This window comes from Microbacterium sp. NPDC028030, from assembly GCF_040637855.1.
Taxonomy (GTDB): domain Bacteria; phylum Actinomycetota; class Actinomycetes; order Actinomycetales; family Microbacteriaceae; genus Microbacterium.
In genome coordinates this window covers 1413161-1427843 of the sequence record NZ_JBEZXF010000001.1, presented here as the reverse complement: position 1 = coordinate 1427843, position 14683 = coordinate 1413161, and the positions used below count along the sequence as shown (strand labels likewise).

Annotated in this window: 18 protein-coding genes; 13 read left to right on the top strand and 5 right to left on the bottom strand. The window is 69.0% G+C overall.

Annotated elements, in window-relative coordinates:
* Nucleotides 1–125 precede the first annotated feature (125 nt).
* The 4 genes from AB0E56_RS07030 to AB0E56_RS07015 are packed head-to-tail and all read left to right on the top strand — an operon-like array spanning nucleotide 126 to nucleotide 4005.
* Nucleotides 126–977, top strand: coding sequence for a tryptophan 2,3-dioxygenase family protein (locus AB0E56_RS07030; protein WP_359797750.1), 852 nt, complete (start codon nucleotides 126–128; stop codon nucleotides 975–977).
* The gene (locus AB0E56_RS07025; RefSeq protein WP_359797749.1) at nucleotides 977–1936 is read left to right on the top strand and encodes a hydrolase; all 960 of its coding nucleotides are present in this window, start codon (nucleotides 977–979) and stop codon (nucleotides 1934–1936) included. The genes AB0E56_RS07030 and AB0E56_RS07025 overlap by 1 nt, the downstream gene beginning before the upstream one ends.
* 1 nt (nucleotide 1937) lies before the next feature.
* Nucleotides 1938–3176: an aminotransferase class V-fold PLP-dependent enzyme gene (locus tag AB0E56_RS07020; protein WP_359797748.1), complete on the top strand. Its 1239-nt coding sequence runs from the start codon at nucleotides 1938–1940 to the stop codon at nucleotides 3174–3176.
* Nucleotides 3166–4005: a PaaX family transcriptional regulator C-terminal domain-containing protein gene (locus AB0E56_RS07015; protein ID WP_359797746.1), complete on the top strand. Its 840-nt coding sequence runs from the start codon at nucleotides 3166–3168 to the stop codon at nucleotides 4003–4005. Before AB0E56_RS07020 ends, AB0E56_RS07015 begins: the two co-directional genes overlap by 11 nt.
* Here AB0E56_RS07015 and AB0E56_RS07010 read toward each other — a convergent pair.
* The gene (locus tag AB0E56_RS07010; protein ID WP_359797745.1) at nucleotides 4002–4496 is read right to left on the bottom strand and encodes an FBP domain-containing protein; all 495 of its coding nucleotides are present in this window, start codon (nucleotides 4494–4496) and stop codon (nucleotides 4002–4004) included. The genes AB0E56_RS07015 and AB0E56_RS07010 overlap by 4 nt on opposite strands.
* A 295-nt stretch (nucleotides 4497–4791) precedes the next feature.
* On the opposite strand from AB0E56_RS07010, the gene AB0E56_RS07005 reads away from it, so the two are divergent.
* From AB0E56_RS07005 to AB0E56_RS06995, 3 genes are all read left to right on the top strand, one after another.
* Entirely contained in the window at nucleotides 4792–5139 is a 348-nt protein-coding gene (locus AB0E56_RS07005) for a hypothetical protein (protein ID WP_359797744.1), read from the top strand.
* 134 nt (nucleotides 5140–5273) lie between these two features.
* Entirely contained in the window at nucleotides 5274–5591 is a 318-nt protein-coding gene (locus AB0E56_RS07000) for a hypothetical protein (protein WP_359797742.1), read from the top strand.
* A gap of 170 nt (nucleotides 5592–5761) precedes the next feature.
* Nucleotides 5762–5971, top strand: coding sequence for a CsbD family protein (locus tag AB0E56_RS06995; protein WP_359797741.1), 210 nt, complete (start codon nucleotides 5762–5764; stop codon nucleotides 5969–5971).
* Between the two features lie 78 nt (nucleotides 5972–6049).
* On the opposite strand, the gene AB0E56_RS06990 is transcribed toward AB0E56_RS06995, so the two are convergent.
* The gene (locus tag AB0E56_RS06990) at nucleotides 6050–6214 is read right to left on the bottom strand and encodes a hypothetical protein (protein ID WP_017201713.1); all 165 of its coding nucleotides are present in this window, start codon (nucleotides 6212–6214) and stop codon (nucleotides 6050–6052) included.
* A gap of 120 nt (nucleotides 6215–6334) precedes the next feature.
* Between AB0E56_RS06990 and AB0E56_RS06985 the strand changes: the two genes are divergently transcribed.
* From AB0E56_RS06985 to AB0E56_RS06960, 6 genes are all read left to right on the top strand, one after another.
* A complete protein-coding gene (locus tag AB0E56_RS06985; protein ID WP_359797739.1) occupies nucleotides 6335–6601 on the top strand; it encodes a Rho termination factor N-terminal domain-containing protein in 267 nt (88 codons plus the stop codon).
* Between the two features lie 8 nt (nucleotides 6602–6609).
* Nucleotides 6610–7740 carry a YbdK family carboxylate-amine ligase gene (locus tag AB0E56_RS06980; RefSeq protein ID WP_359797738.1) on the top strand — a complete coding sequence of 377 codons (1131 nt, stop codon included), beginning with the start codon at nucleotides 6610–6612 and terminating at the stop codon, nucleotides 7738–7740.
* Nucleotides 7741–7781: 41 nt separating this feature from the next.
* Nucleotides 7782–9179, top strand: coding sequence for an MFS transporter (locus AB0E56_RS06975; RefSeq protein WP_359797736.1), 1398 nt, complete (start codon nucleotides 7782–7784; stop codon nucleotides 9177–9179).
* 131 nt (nucleotides 9180–9310) lie between these two features.
* Nucleotides 9311–10054 (top strand): endo alpha-1,4 polygalactosaminidase, encoded by a 744-nt coding sequence (locus AB0E56_RS06970; RefSeq protein WP_359798268.1) that lies wholly within the window; start codon nucleotides 9311–9313, stop codon nucleotides 10052–10054.
* Nucleotides 10055–10166: 112 nt separating this feature from the next.
* Nucleotides 10167–11219, top strand: coding sequence for an iron-containing redox enzyme family protein (locus AB0E56_RS06965; protein WP_359797734.1), 1053 nt, complete (start codon nucleotides 10167–10169; stop codon nucleotides 11217–11219).
* Nucleotides 11216–11419: a CDGSH iron-sulfur domain-containing protein gene (locus AB0E56_RS06960; RefSeq protein WP_359797733.1), complete on the top strand. Its 204-nt coding sequence runs from the start codon at nucleotides 11216–11218 to the stop codon at nucleotides 11417–11419. Before AB0E56_RS06965 ends, AB0E56_RS06960 begins: the two co-directional genes overlap by 4 nt.
* An 83-nt stretch (nucleotides 11420–11502) precedes the next feature.
* Here the strand turns inward: AB0E56_RS06960 and AB0E56_RS06955 are convergent, their stop codons facing one another.
* The 3 genes from AB0E56_RS06955 to AB0E56_RS06945 form a co-directional block, all read right to left on the bottom strand.
* On the bottom strand, nucleotides 11503–12894 hold the full coding sequence (locus AB0E56_RS06955; RefSeq protein WP_359797731.1) for an NAD(P)/FAD-dependent oxidoreductase: 1392 nt from the start codon (nucleotides 12892–12894) through the stop codon (nucleotides 11503–11505).
* Between the two features lie 116 nt (nucleotides 12895–13010).
* Nucleotides 13011–13823: an ABC transporter permease gene (locus tag AB0E56_RS06950; RefSeq protein ID WP_359797730.1), complete on the bottom strand. Its 813-nt coding sequence runs from the start codon at nucleotides 13821–13823 to the stop codon at nucleotides 13011–13013.
* 7 nt (nucleotides 13824–13830) lie between these two features.
* A complete protein-coding gene (locus AB0E56_RS06945; RefSeq protein WP_359797728.1) occupies nucleotides 13831–14658 on the bottom strand; it encodes an ABC transporter permease in 828 nt (275 codons plus the stop codon).
* Between the last annotated feature and the right edge of the window lie 25 nt (nucleotides 14659–14683).

Below are 14683 nucleotides of genomic sequence, written 5' to 3'. Positions count from 1 at the left end.
GGTGTGTGCACGGATGTCGGGCGGAGGGGGCTGTTCCGGCCCGACATCCGCGCGAGCGCCCGACATCCGTCCAGGCTGACGTTTCACACCTGTGACGCTCGCCACGAAAGTGATATGTTCGGCGCATGCACACCGAGAATGAGCGCGCCCTCGAATCCGGGATCGTCACCGACCTGTCCGGGCGGATGACGTACGGGTCGTACCTGGCGCTGGACCAACTGCTCACAGCGCAGCGCCCGGTGAGCGAACCGCAGCACCACGACGAGATGCTGTTCATCATCCAGCACCAGACCACCGAGCTGTGGCTCAAGCAGCTTCTGCACGAGCTCTCCTCCGCGCGCGAGCTGCTGGCCAGGGACGACCTGCGCGAGGCCCTCAAGCGCATCGCCAGGGTCAAGCGCATCCAGGACGTGATGACGCAGCAGTGGTCGGTCCTCGCGACCCTGACCCCGACCGAGTACGCCCAGTTCCGCGGGGCGCTCGGCAACTCCTCGGGCTTCCAGTCCGTGCAGTACCGGGCGGTGGAGTTCGCGCTCGGCAACAAGAACGAGAAGATGCTGAGCGTCTTCCGCGACCACCCGGCCAACCTCGCCCTGCTCACCGCGGAGTGGGAGAAGCCGACCCTGTACGACGAGTTCCTGCGCTTCGCCGCCCGCCGTGGGCTGCCCATCCCGTCCGTGATCCTCGAGCGCGACGTGCGCGAGCCGTACCGGGAGACCCCGGAGCTCGTGCCGGCGATCCGCGAGATCTACCAGGACCCGAGCCGCTACTGGGACCTGTACGAGGCGTGCGAAGACCTCGTCGACCTCGAGGATAATTTCCAGTTCTGGCGGTTCCGGCACCTGAAGACGGTCGCTCGGACGATCGGCATGAAGGTCGGCACCGGCGGCTCCAGCGGCGTCGGCTTCCTGCAGCGCGCACTGGATCTGACGTTCTTCCCCGAGCTCTACACGGTGCGCACCGAGATCGGCAGCTGATGCGTTCCGTGACGTTCTTCGACGGTTCCGGCTGGCGCGCTGGCGTCGTCGAGGCCGTCGACGGGCGTGCCCGGCTTCGTGACGATGTCCCGTCGACCGAGTTCGCGCCCCTCGACGGCGTGATCGTCGGCGGTTTCACCGACCACCATGTGCACCTCCAGCTCGTCGACCATGCGCAGCTCGCGGGGTCGCGCCTCGGACGCGTGGTCGACCTCGGCGGCGACCCCGACGCGCTGCGCACGCTCGCCGCGCACGAGAGGCCGGTCCGCGTCGAGTTCGCCGGCGCCTTCCTCACCGCACCCGGCGGCTACCCCTCCGACCGCAGCTGGGCGCCGAAAGGCGCGGTCCGCGAGATCGCCGACGCGGACGCCGCGGCCGAGGCCGTGGCCGAGATGGCCGCGGCGGGAGCGTCGCGCCTCAAGGTCACCAGCAACAGCGCAGCGGGACCTGTGCTCCCGGATGTGCTCTTCCGCACGGTCGTCGGTCTCGCCGCCGACCACGGCCTGCCCGTCGTCGCCCACGCGGAGGGCCCCGGCGAGGCGCAGCGGGTGGCCCGGCTCGGTGCAGCCCTCCTCGCTCACGCGCCCTTCACGGAGCGCCTCGATGACGAGGAGATCGCACGCCAGACGGCCTCGGTCTCGTGGATCTCGACGCTCGCGATCCACGACGGCCCCGTGCAGGAGATCGCGGTCGACAACGTGCGACGCTTCCACGCGGCAGGAGGCACCGTGCGCTACGGCACCGACTTGGGCAACGGGCCGATGCCCGTCGACCTGAACCCGCGCGAGGTCGCCGCCCTCCGCAAGGCGGGCCTCGACACCATTGCTCTGCTGCGCGCGCTCGACCCCGTCGATCCACTCGACCCCGACGCCGTTCTGCTGCTGCTCCCCCGCGCGACCCCGGCGTCCGCCGATCCGCTCGACGCCCGCCCCCTCACTCCCGCAGACCTGAAGGTGTGACATGACCGATCCCCGCGACATCCTCCTGCTCGACACGGCCCGTTCCCTCGACGCGGCCGACCCGCTGCACGCGCACCTCGACGCGTTCGCCGAGGCGCCAGGCGTCACCGCCTACCTCGACGGCAACTCGCTCGGCCGCCCGCTGCGCGACATCCCCGAGAAGCTCGCCGCCTTCGTGCGGGACGACTGGGGGACCCGCCTGATCCGCTCCTGGGACGAGCAGTGGATGGCGCTGCCGATGCAGCTCGGGGACCGCATCGGCCGCGTCGCTCTCGGTGCTGCCGCAGGCCAGACCGTCGTCGCCGACTCGACCAGCGTGCTGATCTACAAGCTCATGCGCGCCGCTGCGGCCGCCGACCCCGCCCGCACCGAGCTCGTGATCGAGGCGGGGAACTTCCCCACGGATCGGTTCCTCGCCGAGGGCGTGGCCGCCGAGACGGGCATGACACTGCGCTGGCTCGAGCCCGACCCCGTGTCGGGAGTGACGGTCGACGATGTCGCAGCGGTCGTGACGGAGCGCACAGCCCTGGTGTCGCTGAGCCACGTGGACTACCGCTCCGGCGCCCTCGCCGACATGCGCGGCATCACGGCGGCCGCGCACGCATCCGGCGCCCTCATGATGTGGGACCTCTGCCACTCGGTCGGCGTCGTGCCGATGCAGCTCGACGAGTGGGGCGTCGACATGGCCGTCGGCTGCACCTACAAGTACCTCAACGGCGGCCCGGGCTCCCCCGCGTTCGCCTACCTCCGTCGCGGACTCCAGGGCGTGCTGCGTCAGCCGATCCAGGGCTGGTGGAGCGCCGCGGACATCTTCGCGATGGGTCCGGAGTACGTGCCGTCCGGCGACATCCGCCAACTGCTCAGCGGCACCCCGCCGGTGACGTCGATGCTCGCGATGCAGGGCATGCTCGACCTCATCGAGGAGTCCTCGATCGACGGCGTGCGGACGAAGTCGCAGTCGCTCACCGACCTGGCCGTGCGGGCGTACGACGAACTCCTCGCCCCGCTCGGCGTGCGCCTGCTCAGCCCGCGCGACGCCGCACTGCGCGGCGGTCATGTGACCATCGGCCACCCCGACTTCCGCGACGTGACACGGCGACTCTGGACGGACGGGATCATCCCGGACTTCCGGTTCCCCGACGGCATCCGCCTCGGCCTCTCTCCCTTGAGCACATCGCACTTGGAGACCGTCACGGGGGTCATCGCGGTTCGGGACGCCCTGGAGTCCGGTGACTTCTGAGCGTGCAGCCGCGACCGTGCTGGACGACATCGATGCACGGCCCGGCAGCACCGCGTCTCTGCTGCGCACCCTGGTCGGCCTCTTCCTCCGGCCGCTCGGCGGGTGGATCTCCGCAGCCGACCTGGTCGCGCTCGCCGGCGACCTCGGCATCGAATCCGGCGTGGCACGCACCGGCATCGCCCGATTGAAGCAGAAGGGCCTGCTGATCGCCGAACGCTCCGGGCCGATCGGCTATCGGCTCAATCCGGCCGCCGTCAGCATGCTGGAGCGGGGCGACAGACGCATCTTCCGGATGCGCGAGATGACGGATTCCGACACCTGGTGCCTGGTGTCCTTCTCGATCCCCGAGAGCGCCAGGAGCATCCGCCACCAGCTGCGTCGACGCCTGCACTGGATCGGCGCCGGGGTCGTGTCGCCCGCACTGTGGATCTGTCCCGGTCACCTGCAGGCGGAGGCTCTGCAGATCTTGGAGGAGCTGGGCGCGCGTCGGTGGGCGACGCTGTTCCAGGCATCCGCACCCGTCGTCGCGGGCACCCTCGTCGAGGCCGCGGCGCAGTGGTGGGACCTGGCTGCGCTGCGCACCGAGCACCTCGCGTTCCAGGAGTCTCTGACGACGCTCCCCGACGATCCGTTCGCCGCATACGTGCAGCTCATCGATCGCTGGAGGGTGCTGCCATACACCGATCCGGGACTTCCCCCCTCGATGCTGCCGGCCGACTGGCCAGGCCGCCGCAGCTTCGACGAGTTCGCACGCCTGTCGACGGACCTGGCGGGTGCGGCCGAGGAACACGTGCGCGCCCGCGTCGGCGGACGCGCACACGTCGCCTAGATGGCGCGACCGGCGACCTCCGCGAGGAAGCCGGCGACGTGCTCCTGCAGCCGCAGGATGCGCAAGTCGCGGGCGAACTCACGGTCGAAGCCCTGATATGCCAGTGGCGGCAGGATCCTCACGTTGCGGTTGCAGCCGAACTCGGAGCAGGTGAGGACGCCGACGGAGTCGCCCTTGCGCCCCGCCGCGCCGGCCTTGCGCGCCACGAACAGCTGGACGTCGTTGCGGAGCGTGACGTCTTCGCACCACGAGCACTGCGCGCGGGCGATCACCCGCTGCTCCGCCCGCTGCAGGAACACGCCCACCGGAGCGTCGTCGATCCACGCGACGACGTAGGCCCGGCGGGGCATCTTCGGATCGACCCAGCCCAGGAAGTCGAGCCGGTCGAAGTCGACGTCGGCGAACCCGGGAGGCAGGGTCAGGTCGGACACCTCCTTGCGGGAGGCGTTGAGGAAGGATGCGCGGATGCCGCGCTCGTCGATGGGACGCATGAGAGAGGTGCTTTCGAGGTGGATGCCCACGGAGGGCGAAACGATGGAGGAAGGATCCCGACGGGACGCCGGGTACGACTCGGCACCGGCGACGGGGGTCCGCCTCCGGTGGGTCCTCAGCCTCTGTCTGCGGCGCGGGAAGCGCCTGCAGCTCCGCTCTGCGCCGCGAGGGCGCTCATCGACGACAGCACCCGGCGAGCCTACACCCGTTTGTTTCGCTCCGTGTCGACCGGTCTGGGCAGCGGCGGGCGGTCGACTTAGTCTTTCCGGAACGTCGAACAAGAAGGAGACCGTCGTGTCCACGCCGCTGAACCGCCCCTCGCCCCTCCCGGTGCGTGAGCGTGCGGCGTGCATGTGCAGCCACGGCGACCGGTGCTCCTCGTTCGCGCCCGGCCACGCGCTGCACCTGATCCAGGCGCGCATCGCCTCGGCGACGCCGACCGCGTGGGTCGATGCTCTCGTCGAGTCGACGGACGCCCTCACCGGTGATCTCGTCGTGCGCACGCTCGATGGAGACGTCCACGCACTGTGGAACGCCTCGGGGGCCGCGCTCGAAGCCGCACCCGGCACGCCCGTCGCACTGCACGAGCGCTACGGGGTCCTCGCGGTCGGGCGCACCCAGTTCAACGTCGCCGCCGTCTGACGGCCCTGCTCAGCGAACAGCTCGCCGCTCAGGCACCCGCCATCATCATGTTCTTCATCGCCATGCAGGCGTCCATGCAGGCCTGGCACGCCTGAGCGCACATCCGGCAGACCTCGCTCATGTCGGCGTGCTCCATGCACTCGTCCATGCAGGTCTGGCACATCGCGATGCACGCGTCCAGCATCGCCATCATCGACGCGGGCGTCATCCCCTGCATCCGCATCATCGAGCGCATCATCGTGTTGCACATGTCAGCGCAGTTCATGCACGCAGGGGAACAGTCCATCATCTGCGTCGAGCACACCGTGCAGGCCTGCTCGCACGCGGCACACGCATCCATGCACGCCTGCATGACCGACATGTCCATCATCTGCATGTCGGGCATCGACTCCATGCTCTTCGACATGGCGCCCATCATCATCGAGTCCATCGCACACCGCTTCCGTGAGTAGAGACCGGCGGGCAGGACCACCCGCCTGGCGCCAGGCTAGTCGCTCGCGGGGTTCGCGTCGATGCGCGGAACGCTGACATGGCCTGCGCCGATTGTCAATCCCGTGGCCCCTTCCACGCGTGCATGCGAGGGTCGGAATCAGTCGAATCCGACCCATGAGAGGAGCAGGACATGAGTGCTGCAGACGACATCAAGAACGCCGCCGAGAAGGCCTCCGGAAAGGTCAAGGAGGGCGTCGGAAAGCTCACCGACAACGAGCGTCTCGAAGCCGAGGGCCAGGCCGACCAGGTGAAGGCTTCGGCCAAGCAGGCCGGCGAGAACGTGAAGGACGCGGCCGAGAAGACTGGCGACAGCGTGCGCGACGCGTTCGACAAGAAGTAGACGCAGGGCCCCGGACGCCGAAAGAGGTGAGGCCCGCCGATGGGCGGGCCTCACCTCTTCAGGATCAGACCTTCAGTGTCAGACCTTGCGGCTGCCGCTGATCGCTCGGATCAACCAGGCGATCACAGCGATCGCGAGGAGGACGAGCCCGACCCACAGAAGGAACTGGAGCGACTGCACCAGTCCTCCGGTGATCGCAAGGATCACAGCGACGACGATGACGATGATCAGGAGGATGTTCATCGGTCTTTCCCTTCTTTCGGGGCGCAAGCGCCCGACTGCGGTGACCCAACGGTATCCACGGATGGAGATCTCGCAGAGGGGGTTGACTTCCACCCTCCGAGTGCGCGAAAGGACGAGCACATGCCTGGACGACGGAACAATTCGCTGAAAGACCCCGAACTCTACGAGGAGCTGCGCGATGACGGGGCCTCGAAGGAGAAGGCCGCACGCATCTCGAACGCGGCCGCGAAGGAAGGCCGCAGCACGGTCGGCCGCCGCGGGGGCGAGCACGGCGATTACGAGGACTGGACCGTTCCCGAACTGCGCAAGCGTGCGAAGGAACTGGGACTGACCGGGTACAGCGGCAAGCGGAAGTCCGAGTTGATCTCGGCCCTCAGGAATCACTGAGGCCCCGGATGGCGCGTTTCGGCATCGAGGAGGAGTTCCTCTTCCTCGATGAGCACTCGCTGGCGCCCGTGATTCTCGCTGCGGGCACCCGGGAGCGCATCACCCGCATGCGAACCGGCGGCGAGGTGACCCAGGAGTATCTGACCTCGCAGATCGAGTGCCTCACGGAGCCGGTGGCCACCGCCGCGGATGCCGAGGAGCAGTTGCGCCATCTGCGCGGTCTCATCGGATGGCACGCCGGGGAGCAGCACGCCATCGCCGCCGGCACGGGTACGGCGTTCGCGACGACCCGCACGTCGACCGTCTCCCCCTCACCGCACTACGACGGGGTCTCGGAGCATCTCGCCCACCTCACCCGCGACCACGAGGTCAACGGCCTCCACGTGCATGTCGAGGTGACCGATGACGAGGAACGGGTCCGTGCGCTGAACCGCGTGCGGGGATGGCTGCCGGTGCTGCTCGCGCTCAGCGGCAACAGCCCGTTCGCGAGCGGCCGCGACTCGGGGTTCGCCAGCTGGCGCAGCATCCTCATCCGCAGGCTCCCTACTTCGTGGACGCCCCCGCGATTCCACGACTTCGACGACTACTCCACCCAGGTGCGCAGACTCATCGACCTCGGCGCGATCACCGAGTCCTCCTCGCTGGCCTGGGCCGCGCGGATCTCGGCGCGGTACCCGACTGTCGAGGTGCGGGTGTTCGACGCCCAGCTCACCGCCGAGGACTCCGTGCTCGCCGCGCTCCTCGCACGGGCGCTCGTCCTGACCACGGACCAGCCGCAGGCGGATGTCGGCGTCGACGGCATCGATGCCTCCCTCTGGACGGCGGCCCGGCACGGGATGAGCGCTCGACTGCTCGACCCGACGACGGGCGAGATCGATGACGCCTGGGCGATCGCGGACCGGATGCGGGCGGCGATCGCCCCCGCCCTGCACGAGTTCGGAGACGACGACCGGGTCGGGGCCGCGTTCGACCTTCTGCGCGCTCGGGGAACCGGCGCGGAACGGCAACGCCGAGCGGTCGCCGAAGAGGGGACCGACGGGCTCGCACGACTTCTTCGGGCCGGCACTCCCCTACCGCACCCGGTCCCCCGAACCGATCCGCTCCCGGAACCGCACCAGGAGCCGGTGCCGGCACCCTGAACCGCGGGCCCCACGTCCGAGGCCGGGAGTAGTGTCGGCGTGTGCCATCCTTCGCTCCGCTCCAGCGGCTCGTGATCTCGATCGCGGTGCTCGCTTCGTTCGTGACCTTCCTCGACGGCACGGTCGTGAATGTGGCGCTGCCCGCGATCAGCCGCGAGCTCGGCGGCGGCATCACCACGCAGCAGTGGGTGGTCGATGCGTACCTCATCACGCTGAGCGCCCTGATCCTGCTGGCCGGCTCGGTGTCAGACGCCTACGGCCGTGTGCTGGTGATGCGCATCGGACTCATCGCGTTCGGCATCTCCTCCATCGCGGTGGCCGCCGCCTTCGATCCCCTCATGCTGATCGTCGCCCGCGCGGCGCAGGGGGCGGCGGGCGCTCTGCTCGTCCCGAGCTCCCTCGCGCTGATCACGGCGACGATGCGTGCCGACGTGCAGTCCAGGGCGATCGGGGTGTGGACCGCGTTCACCACGGGCGCACAACTGGTCGGCCCGTTGCTCGGCGGGCTGTTCGTCGACTTCCTGTCCTGGCGGTTCGTCTTCCTCATCAACGTGATCCCGATCGGCGTCACGCTCATGCTGCTCGCCCGTCTCCATCTTCCCGAGCACCCGCGAGGCATCAAGGTCGACTGGTGGAGCGGCGCGCTGTGCGCGATCGGCCTCGGCGCCGTCGTGTTCGCACTGATCGAACAGCCCAACCTGGGCTGGCAGTCGCCCGCCATCTGGATACCGGCCGTCGCCGGTGTGATCCTGTTCGCCCTCTTCCTCGCCCGCCAGCAGCGATCGGCGTCGCCGCTCATGCCGCTGTCCCTGTTCCGCGTGCGCGACTTCGGGTGGGGCAACCTCGCCACGCTCTTCGTGTACGCCGCGCTGTCGTTGAACGGCTTCGTGGTCGGCGTCTACCTGCAGCAGGGCGCGGGACTGAGCGCGACCGCCGCCGGGCTCGCCAGCCTCCCCATGACGATCCTCATGATCCTGGTCAGCTCGCGCGCCGGGCAGTGGGCCGGCAGGTGGGGGCCTCGCATCTTCATGACCGTCGGCCCCCTGATCATGGCCGTCGGCGCACTCATGCTGCTCCTGGTCTCGGCCGACTTCGACTACTGGTGGCAGGTGCTGCCCGCGATGATCGTGATGGGCCTCGGCCTCTCGCTGACCGTGGCTCCCCTGACCGCCGCGATCCTCGGTGCGATCGACGAGAAGCACTCCGGCATCGCCTCCGCCGTGAACAACGCCGTCTCCCGCGTGGCCGGACTTCTCGTGGTCGCCATGCTGTCGACCATCGTCGGCGGCACCCTCGACCTCGACGGGTTCCACAGTGCGGCATGGGTCACCGCGGCGCTGCTCGTGGTGGGCGGCGTCGTCTCATGGATCGGCATCCGGCGGAATCCCGCAGAGGCCGCACCCGCAGACGTGGTCGCCTCGGAGCCGGACACGCATTGACCGCGTCGGTGACCGCGCGCAGACTGTACGCATCCTCGCCCCGCACCCGGAGGTCCCGCGCGCTGAACCGGGCGCACAGCATCGCGGTGCTCGTGGTCGCGACAGCTCTGCTCGTCCTCGCCGGGTGCGCGATGCCGCCGACCACGGACTCCGTCGTGCTTCCCCCTGCCGGCGCCGTGCCCGACTATCAGCTGGGCGGCTCGTACGAACCGGCATCCGAGGTGGGCATCGTCGGGAGGGACCGGAACGCGGATCCCGCACCAGGCGTCTACTCGATCTGCTACGTCAACGGCTTCCAGACCCAGCCGGGCGAGCTCGACGCCTGGGCCGAAGACCTTCTGCTCCAGCGCGACGGCGAGGTCGTGTTCGACCCTGACTGGCCGGATGAGGCCCTGCTCGACACGGCGAGCGCCGACGCACGACAGCGGATCGCCGACATCGTGACTCCGTGGATCGAGGGCTGCGCTGATGCCGGCTTCGACGCGGTCGAGTTCGACAACCTCGACTCCTACACCCGGTCGGCAGGGGCGCTCACCCTCGACGACAACCTGGCGTTGGCCGCACTGTTCGTCGATGCCGCGCACTCGTCGGGACTCGCCGCGGGGCAGAAGAACGCCGCCGAAGACGCCGCGGTGCTGCACGAGCGGGCCGGCTTCGACTTCGCGGTCACCGAGGAGTGCGCGGCATACACGGAGTGCGACGCCTACACCGCCGTGTACGGAGACCACGTGATCGACATCGAGTACACGGACGAACTCCCCCGCTCGTTCGCCGAGATGTGCGACGACGAGAGCTCGCCTGCCTCGATGGTCCTTCGCGACCGCGAACTCGTCACCCCCGACGACGACCACCACGTATTCGAGATCTGCCCCTGATCGACCGCGACCGCTGCGTCTCCTGCCCTGTCGAAGCGCGCGCGTCAAGTCCCTGGCTCCGAGCCGACTCTGCTTGCAGGATGGGACTCCACACCGAATGGGAGCCAGACTCATGACCATCTCCGCCCCGGCGACCGCCTCCGACACGGCCCTCCCGTTCCGCGACAGAGGGCCGGTGAGCCGAGCCGTCATCGCGCACCTCACGGACGACGATCACGAGGTCACCGACCACACCGCCCTCGCCGCCGACGCCGTCGCCTCGAGTGCCGACATCATGCGCGACGACGACATCCAGCTCGCGCTCTTCGTGCTCTACGCCTCGGCGTACGGGTCGCTCCCGCAACTCGATGCCGACCGCGAGTGGGACCCCGCACTCCTGTCGACGCGGCGCGTGCTCGAGACCGCCTTCGAGCAGACCCTGCGCGCGAGCGTGCCGATGCCGGAGCTGCCGGAGCCGACCGTCGATGCCGTCGGCCGCGCCCTCTTCGCTCTCGCCGCGGCTGACACCGGGCCGAGCCTCTCCCGCTACGTCGCGCGGAAGGCGACCAGGGAGCAGGCGGAGGAGACGTTCATCCTGCGGTCGGTGTACACGCTGCGGGAGGCGGATCCGCACTCCTGGGCGATTCCGCGCCTCAAAGGCCGTGCGAAGGCCGCGCTCGTGGAGATCCAGGCCGACGAGTACGGCGGAGGACGGCCGCAGCGCGTACATGCCGAGATCTTTGCGAGGGCCATGCGCGGCGCCGGCCTCGACGACACGTACGGAGCCTACGTCGACGACGCGCCGGCGATCACGCTCGCGTCGCACAACATGATGTCGCTGTTCGGCCTCAACCGACGGCTCGTCGGGGCGATCGTCGGGCACCTGGCGGCATACGAGATGACGTCGTCGATCCCGTGCAAGCTTTACGCCGATGGGCTGCGCCGGCTCGGATTCGGCGACGACGTCACCGAGTACTTCGACGAGCACGTCGAGGCGGATGCGGTGCACGAGCAGATCGCCGCGCGCGACCTCGCCGGCAGTCTCGCCGAGGATCACCCCGAGCTGCTGCCGGACATCCTGTTCGGCGCAGCCGCCTGCCTGACGGTCGACGGCTGGGCCGGAGCGCACACGCTCGAGTCCTGGGCGGCTGGTTCCTCGGCGCTGCGACCCCGGGTGTCGTCATGAGCGGCAGGGAGCCGGTGACCATCACCCCGTACCCGGACGGTCCGCTCCTGGTGCGTGGTGACGTCGAACTGCGCACCAGCGACGGCGATCCGCTTCCGCCCCACCGACGCACGGTGGCCCTGTGCCGCTGCGGGCTGTCAGCGATCAAGCCCTTCTGCGACGGGACCCACAAGGCGGCGGGATTCCGCACCGACGACTAGGCGTGTCACAGGGCCGCTTCCGGCGAGGTCCGGGTGGGGTGGTGACGTCCCCACCCCACCCGGCGTTACTCTCCCGCTGCGCACTACGACGCGACGAGCACCGCCTGCGCCGCCTCGAGGCCGCTGGAGTGGGCGGCGGCGACCGAGCTCTTGATCGCTCCGGCCCAGAACAGCGTGTCCTTCGCCGGCCGGTAGATCGTGTCCTGGTCGCGCTCTCCCGTGGCATACGCACCGAACGCGAACTCGTCATCGCGCCAGTCGTAGTTCGAGGCGGCCACGTAGTTCAGCCCCTGGTCGCCGGCGAGCTTGCGCACTCCGGCTAGGGCCGCGTCGAACCGCTCCTTCTCCGGGAGCGCGAGCAGCTCCCGGGCCCGGTCCCCGGTGTCCCAGGCCACGATGAGCTGACCGTCGTAGCCGGGCATGCCGGTGGACTCGTCCCAGAACTGGCAGGGCCCCTCGTCATGCTGGTTCACCATGTCGAAGCTCTCCGGGCGCACCGGGTGATCGAACTCCAGGATGGTCTTGTAGGCGACGGTCTGCTTCACCGCGTCGATGGCCGCCAGGCGGTCGTCCTCGAGGGGCGGCGAGAAGGTGATCGAGCCCTTCTGCAGCACCCCGATGGGCACGGTGACCACGCAGGCGTCGGCCTCGAAGGTCTCCGCGCCGGCCTGGACGCTGACCCCGGATCCCGAATAGTCGATCGCCTCGATGGGCGTCTGCAGTCGGACCTCGACGCCCTCGCCCACGGCATTCAGGATGTCGACGTAGGGGGCGAGCAGCTTGTAGTCGCCCGCATAATCATCGGGCTCGACGACGCCCGTCTTCGACACCGTGAGACACGCGGTCAGGGTGTCGACGACCCCGTACGCCGGATAGACGGCGAACTGCTCGGTGTCGACCTGGATGCCCAGCAGCGCGAGCGGGTAGTTGGTGGGTGCGATGCCCAACCGCTCGAGGTACTGCAGCGCCGATTCCGTATCGGACGGCTCGGGCAGCGGCACAGAGAGAGCGGGAGCACCCTCGGGGAAGGCGTAGAACTCCGGGGTGTCCCAGCCGACCCACGGTGTCGCCGGACTGTAGCGCGAGAACTTGTTCTCGAACTTGCGTCCTTCGATCCCGAGTTTCTGCGCCCACGCCCACGTCTCTGTATCGGGCCCGCCGTGACACAGCGAGGCACCTCGCTCATGCGGGATCGACAGCAGCGTGCGGTCGGTCCACATGCGGCCGCCGACCCGATCGCGCGCTTCGAGCACGATCACCTTCTTGCCGGCATCCATCAGCTCCCGCGCGGCCGCCATCCCCGCCGAGCCGGCGCCGATGACGATGACGTCGTACGTCCCTCCGCCGCTCTTCGCGGCGGGCGAGGGTGACGCCTCGTCCGGCCCGCATCCGACGAGCATGATCGCACCCGCCCCGAGCATCCCGCCCAGCAGTGCGCGCCGCGAGAAGACGACGTCGCTCATGCGCTTTTCCATCAACGAACTCCTTTGATCGTGGAAACATCCTGAAACCGCTCACTACCAGGACTGCAGCCCCCTGCAGTCGCCCCAGATGCCGGGAGCGCCGTGCGCGGCGACTCCCGTTTTCCGCGTCAGTCGCGCTCGTCGACCTCCTTCCCGAGCCGCTGTGAGATCCACACCGGGATGAACGACGCGAGGATGACGACCGTCGCGACGACGTTGACGACGTTGGCCTCGTTGGGCCTGGCCATCTGGTTCATGATCCACAGCGGGAGGGTGTCGACGCCGGGCGGGGCCGTGAAGATCGTCACGTACACCTCGTCGAAGCTGAGGGCGAAGGCAAGGATCGCACCGGCGATCAGGGCGCTGCGGAACTGCGGGAGCGTCACGAGCAGGAAGGTCTGCCAGGGACTCGCCCCCAGGTCCTGCGACGCCTCCTCGATGCTCGGGTTCATACGTCGCAGCCGCGCGAGCACGTTGTTGAACACCATGACGATGCAGAACGTGCCGTGCGCGATGATCATCCCGTAGAAGCCGACCTGGATGCCGATCGGCTCGAGCAGCTGGTTGTAGGTGTTGTTCAGGGCCACGCCCGTGACGATGCCGGGCAGGGCGATCGGCAGCACGACCAGGAGGTTCACGGCACGCTGGCCGAAGAACGAGTACCGCTGCAGCGCGAACGCCACGAGCGTGCCGAGGATGACCGCGATGACCGTCGCCCCCGCTGCGACGAGGACCGAGTTCAGCAGCGCGGCTCGAACGGGCTCGCTCGTGAAGGCCTTGCCCCACCATTCCAGGGAGAACCCGGCGACCGGCCAGCTCACGATGCGGGCGGCGTTGAAGGAGTTGAGCACGACGAGCGCGAGCGGGATGTACATGAACGCGAGGACGATCGCGACGACGACCCCGAGGACGATCTTGGAGGTGCGGGACAGTCTCAGCATGCGCGACTCACATCCTTTCCAGGGCACCGGTGCGCTGCACGCTCACCAGGTAGATGACGACGAATGCGATCGGGACCAGCGAGTACGCGGCCGCCAACGGCGGGTTGAGGTTGATGTTCGATGCGATCACGCTGCCGATCATCTGGGTGTCCCCTCCGACGAACCGCGCGACCAGGTAGTCGCCGAGGCTCAGCGAGAACGTGAAGACGGAGCCGGCGATCAGCGCCGGTTTGATGAGCGGGAGGACCACGGTGACGATCGTGCGCCAGGAACCCGCGCCCAGGTCGGCCGACGCATCGAAGAGGTTCGGCGGCACCTGGCGGATCGCCGTGTAGACCGGCACCGCCATGTACGGCAGCCACAGGTAGGTCAGCGTGAGCACCACCGTGAAGACCGTGAACCCCGGTCCGCTGAGTCCGAACGGGGCGAGCAGCCAGTTCGCGAAGCCCTGCTCCGTGAAGGTGATCCGCATCGCGAGCACCTTGACCAGGTAGCCGGCCCACAGCGGAAGTGTGATCGAGACGGCGAGCAGGGCCCGTAGCCACGGCGAGGCGACCTTCGCCATGAAGATGCCGAGCGGCACGGAGATGAGCACCGCGAGCACCGTGACGGCGAGCGCGATCCCGAGCGTGCGCAGCGACGTCGACAGGTAGGCGGGGTTGACGAAGAGCTGCTCGAAGTTGCGCAGCGTGAACCCCGGCTTCACCTTGGAGGTGAAGGGGTCGGTGATCCAGAAGGCGGTCACCAGGAGCATGACCAGCGAGAAGATGTAGATCCCGATGAGCCAGGTCATCGGGAGGGCCAGGAGCCCGGCGATCCGGAGGCGGCGCTTCATGTCGATCCCGTTCGTGAGTGCGGAA

Coding starts and splice junctions, on each gene's coding strand:
- AB0E56_RS06980 (WP_359797738.1), top strand. CDS start 6,610: ATGGCGCGTTTCGGCATCGAGGAGGAGTTCCTCTTCCTCGATGAGCAC.
- AB0E56_RS06965 (WP_359797734.1), top strand. CDS start 10,167: ATGACCATCTCCGCCCCGGCGACCGCCTCCGACACGGCCCTCCCGTTC.
- AB0E56_RS07010 (WP_359797745.1), bottom strand. CDS start 4,496: ATGCGTCCCATCGACGAGCGCGGCATCCGCGCATCCTTCCTCAACGCC.
- AB0E56_RS06950 (WP_359797730.1), bottom strand. CDS start 13,823: ATGCTGAGACTGTCCCGCACCTCCAAGATCGTCCTCGGGGTCGTCGTC.
- AB0E56_RS06985 (WP_359797739.1), top strand. CDS start 6,335: ATGCCTGGACGACGGAACAATTCGCTGAAAGACCCCGAACTCTACGAG.
- AB0E56_RS06955 (WP_359797731.1), bottom strand. CDS start 12,894: ATGGAAAAGCGCATGAGCGACGTCGTCTTCTCGCGGCGCGCACTGCTG.
- AB0E56_RS06945 (WP_359797728.1), bottom strand. CDS start 14,658: ATGAAGCGCCGCCTCCGGATCGCCGGGCTCCTGGCCCTCCCGATGACC.
- AB0E56_RS06995 (WP_359797741.1), top strand. CDS start 5,762: ATGAGTGCTGCAGACGACATCAAGAACGCCGCCGAGAAGGCCTCCGGA.
- AB0E56_RS07030 (WP_359797750.1), top strand. CDS start 126: ATGCACACCGAGAATGAGCGCGCCCTCGAATCCGGGATCGTCACCGAC.
- AB0E56_RS06990 (WP_017201713.1), bottom strand. CDS start 6,214: ATGAACATCCTCCTGATCATCGTCATCGTCGTCGCTGTGATCCTTGCG.
- AB0E56_RS07000 (WP_359797742.1), top strand. CDS start 5,274: ATGCACTCGTCCATGCAGGTCTGGCACATCGCGATGCACGCGTCCAGC.
- AB0E56_RS07020 (WP_359797748.1), top strand. CDS start 1,938: ATGACCGATCCCCGCGACATCCTCCTGCTCGACACGGCCCGTTCCCTC.
- AB0E56_RS07025 (WP_359797749.1), top strand. CDS start 977: ATGCGTTCCGTGACGTTCTTCGACGGTTCCGGCTGGCGCGCTGGCGTC.
- AB0E56_RS06970 (WP_359798268.1), top strand. CDS start 9,311: ATGCCGCCGACCACGGACTCCGTCGTGCTTCCCCCTGCCGGCGCCGTG.
- AB0E56_RS06960 (WP_359797733.1), top strand. CDS start 11,216: ATGAGCGGCAGGGAGCCGGTGACCATCACCCCGTACCCGGACGGTCCG.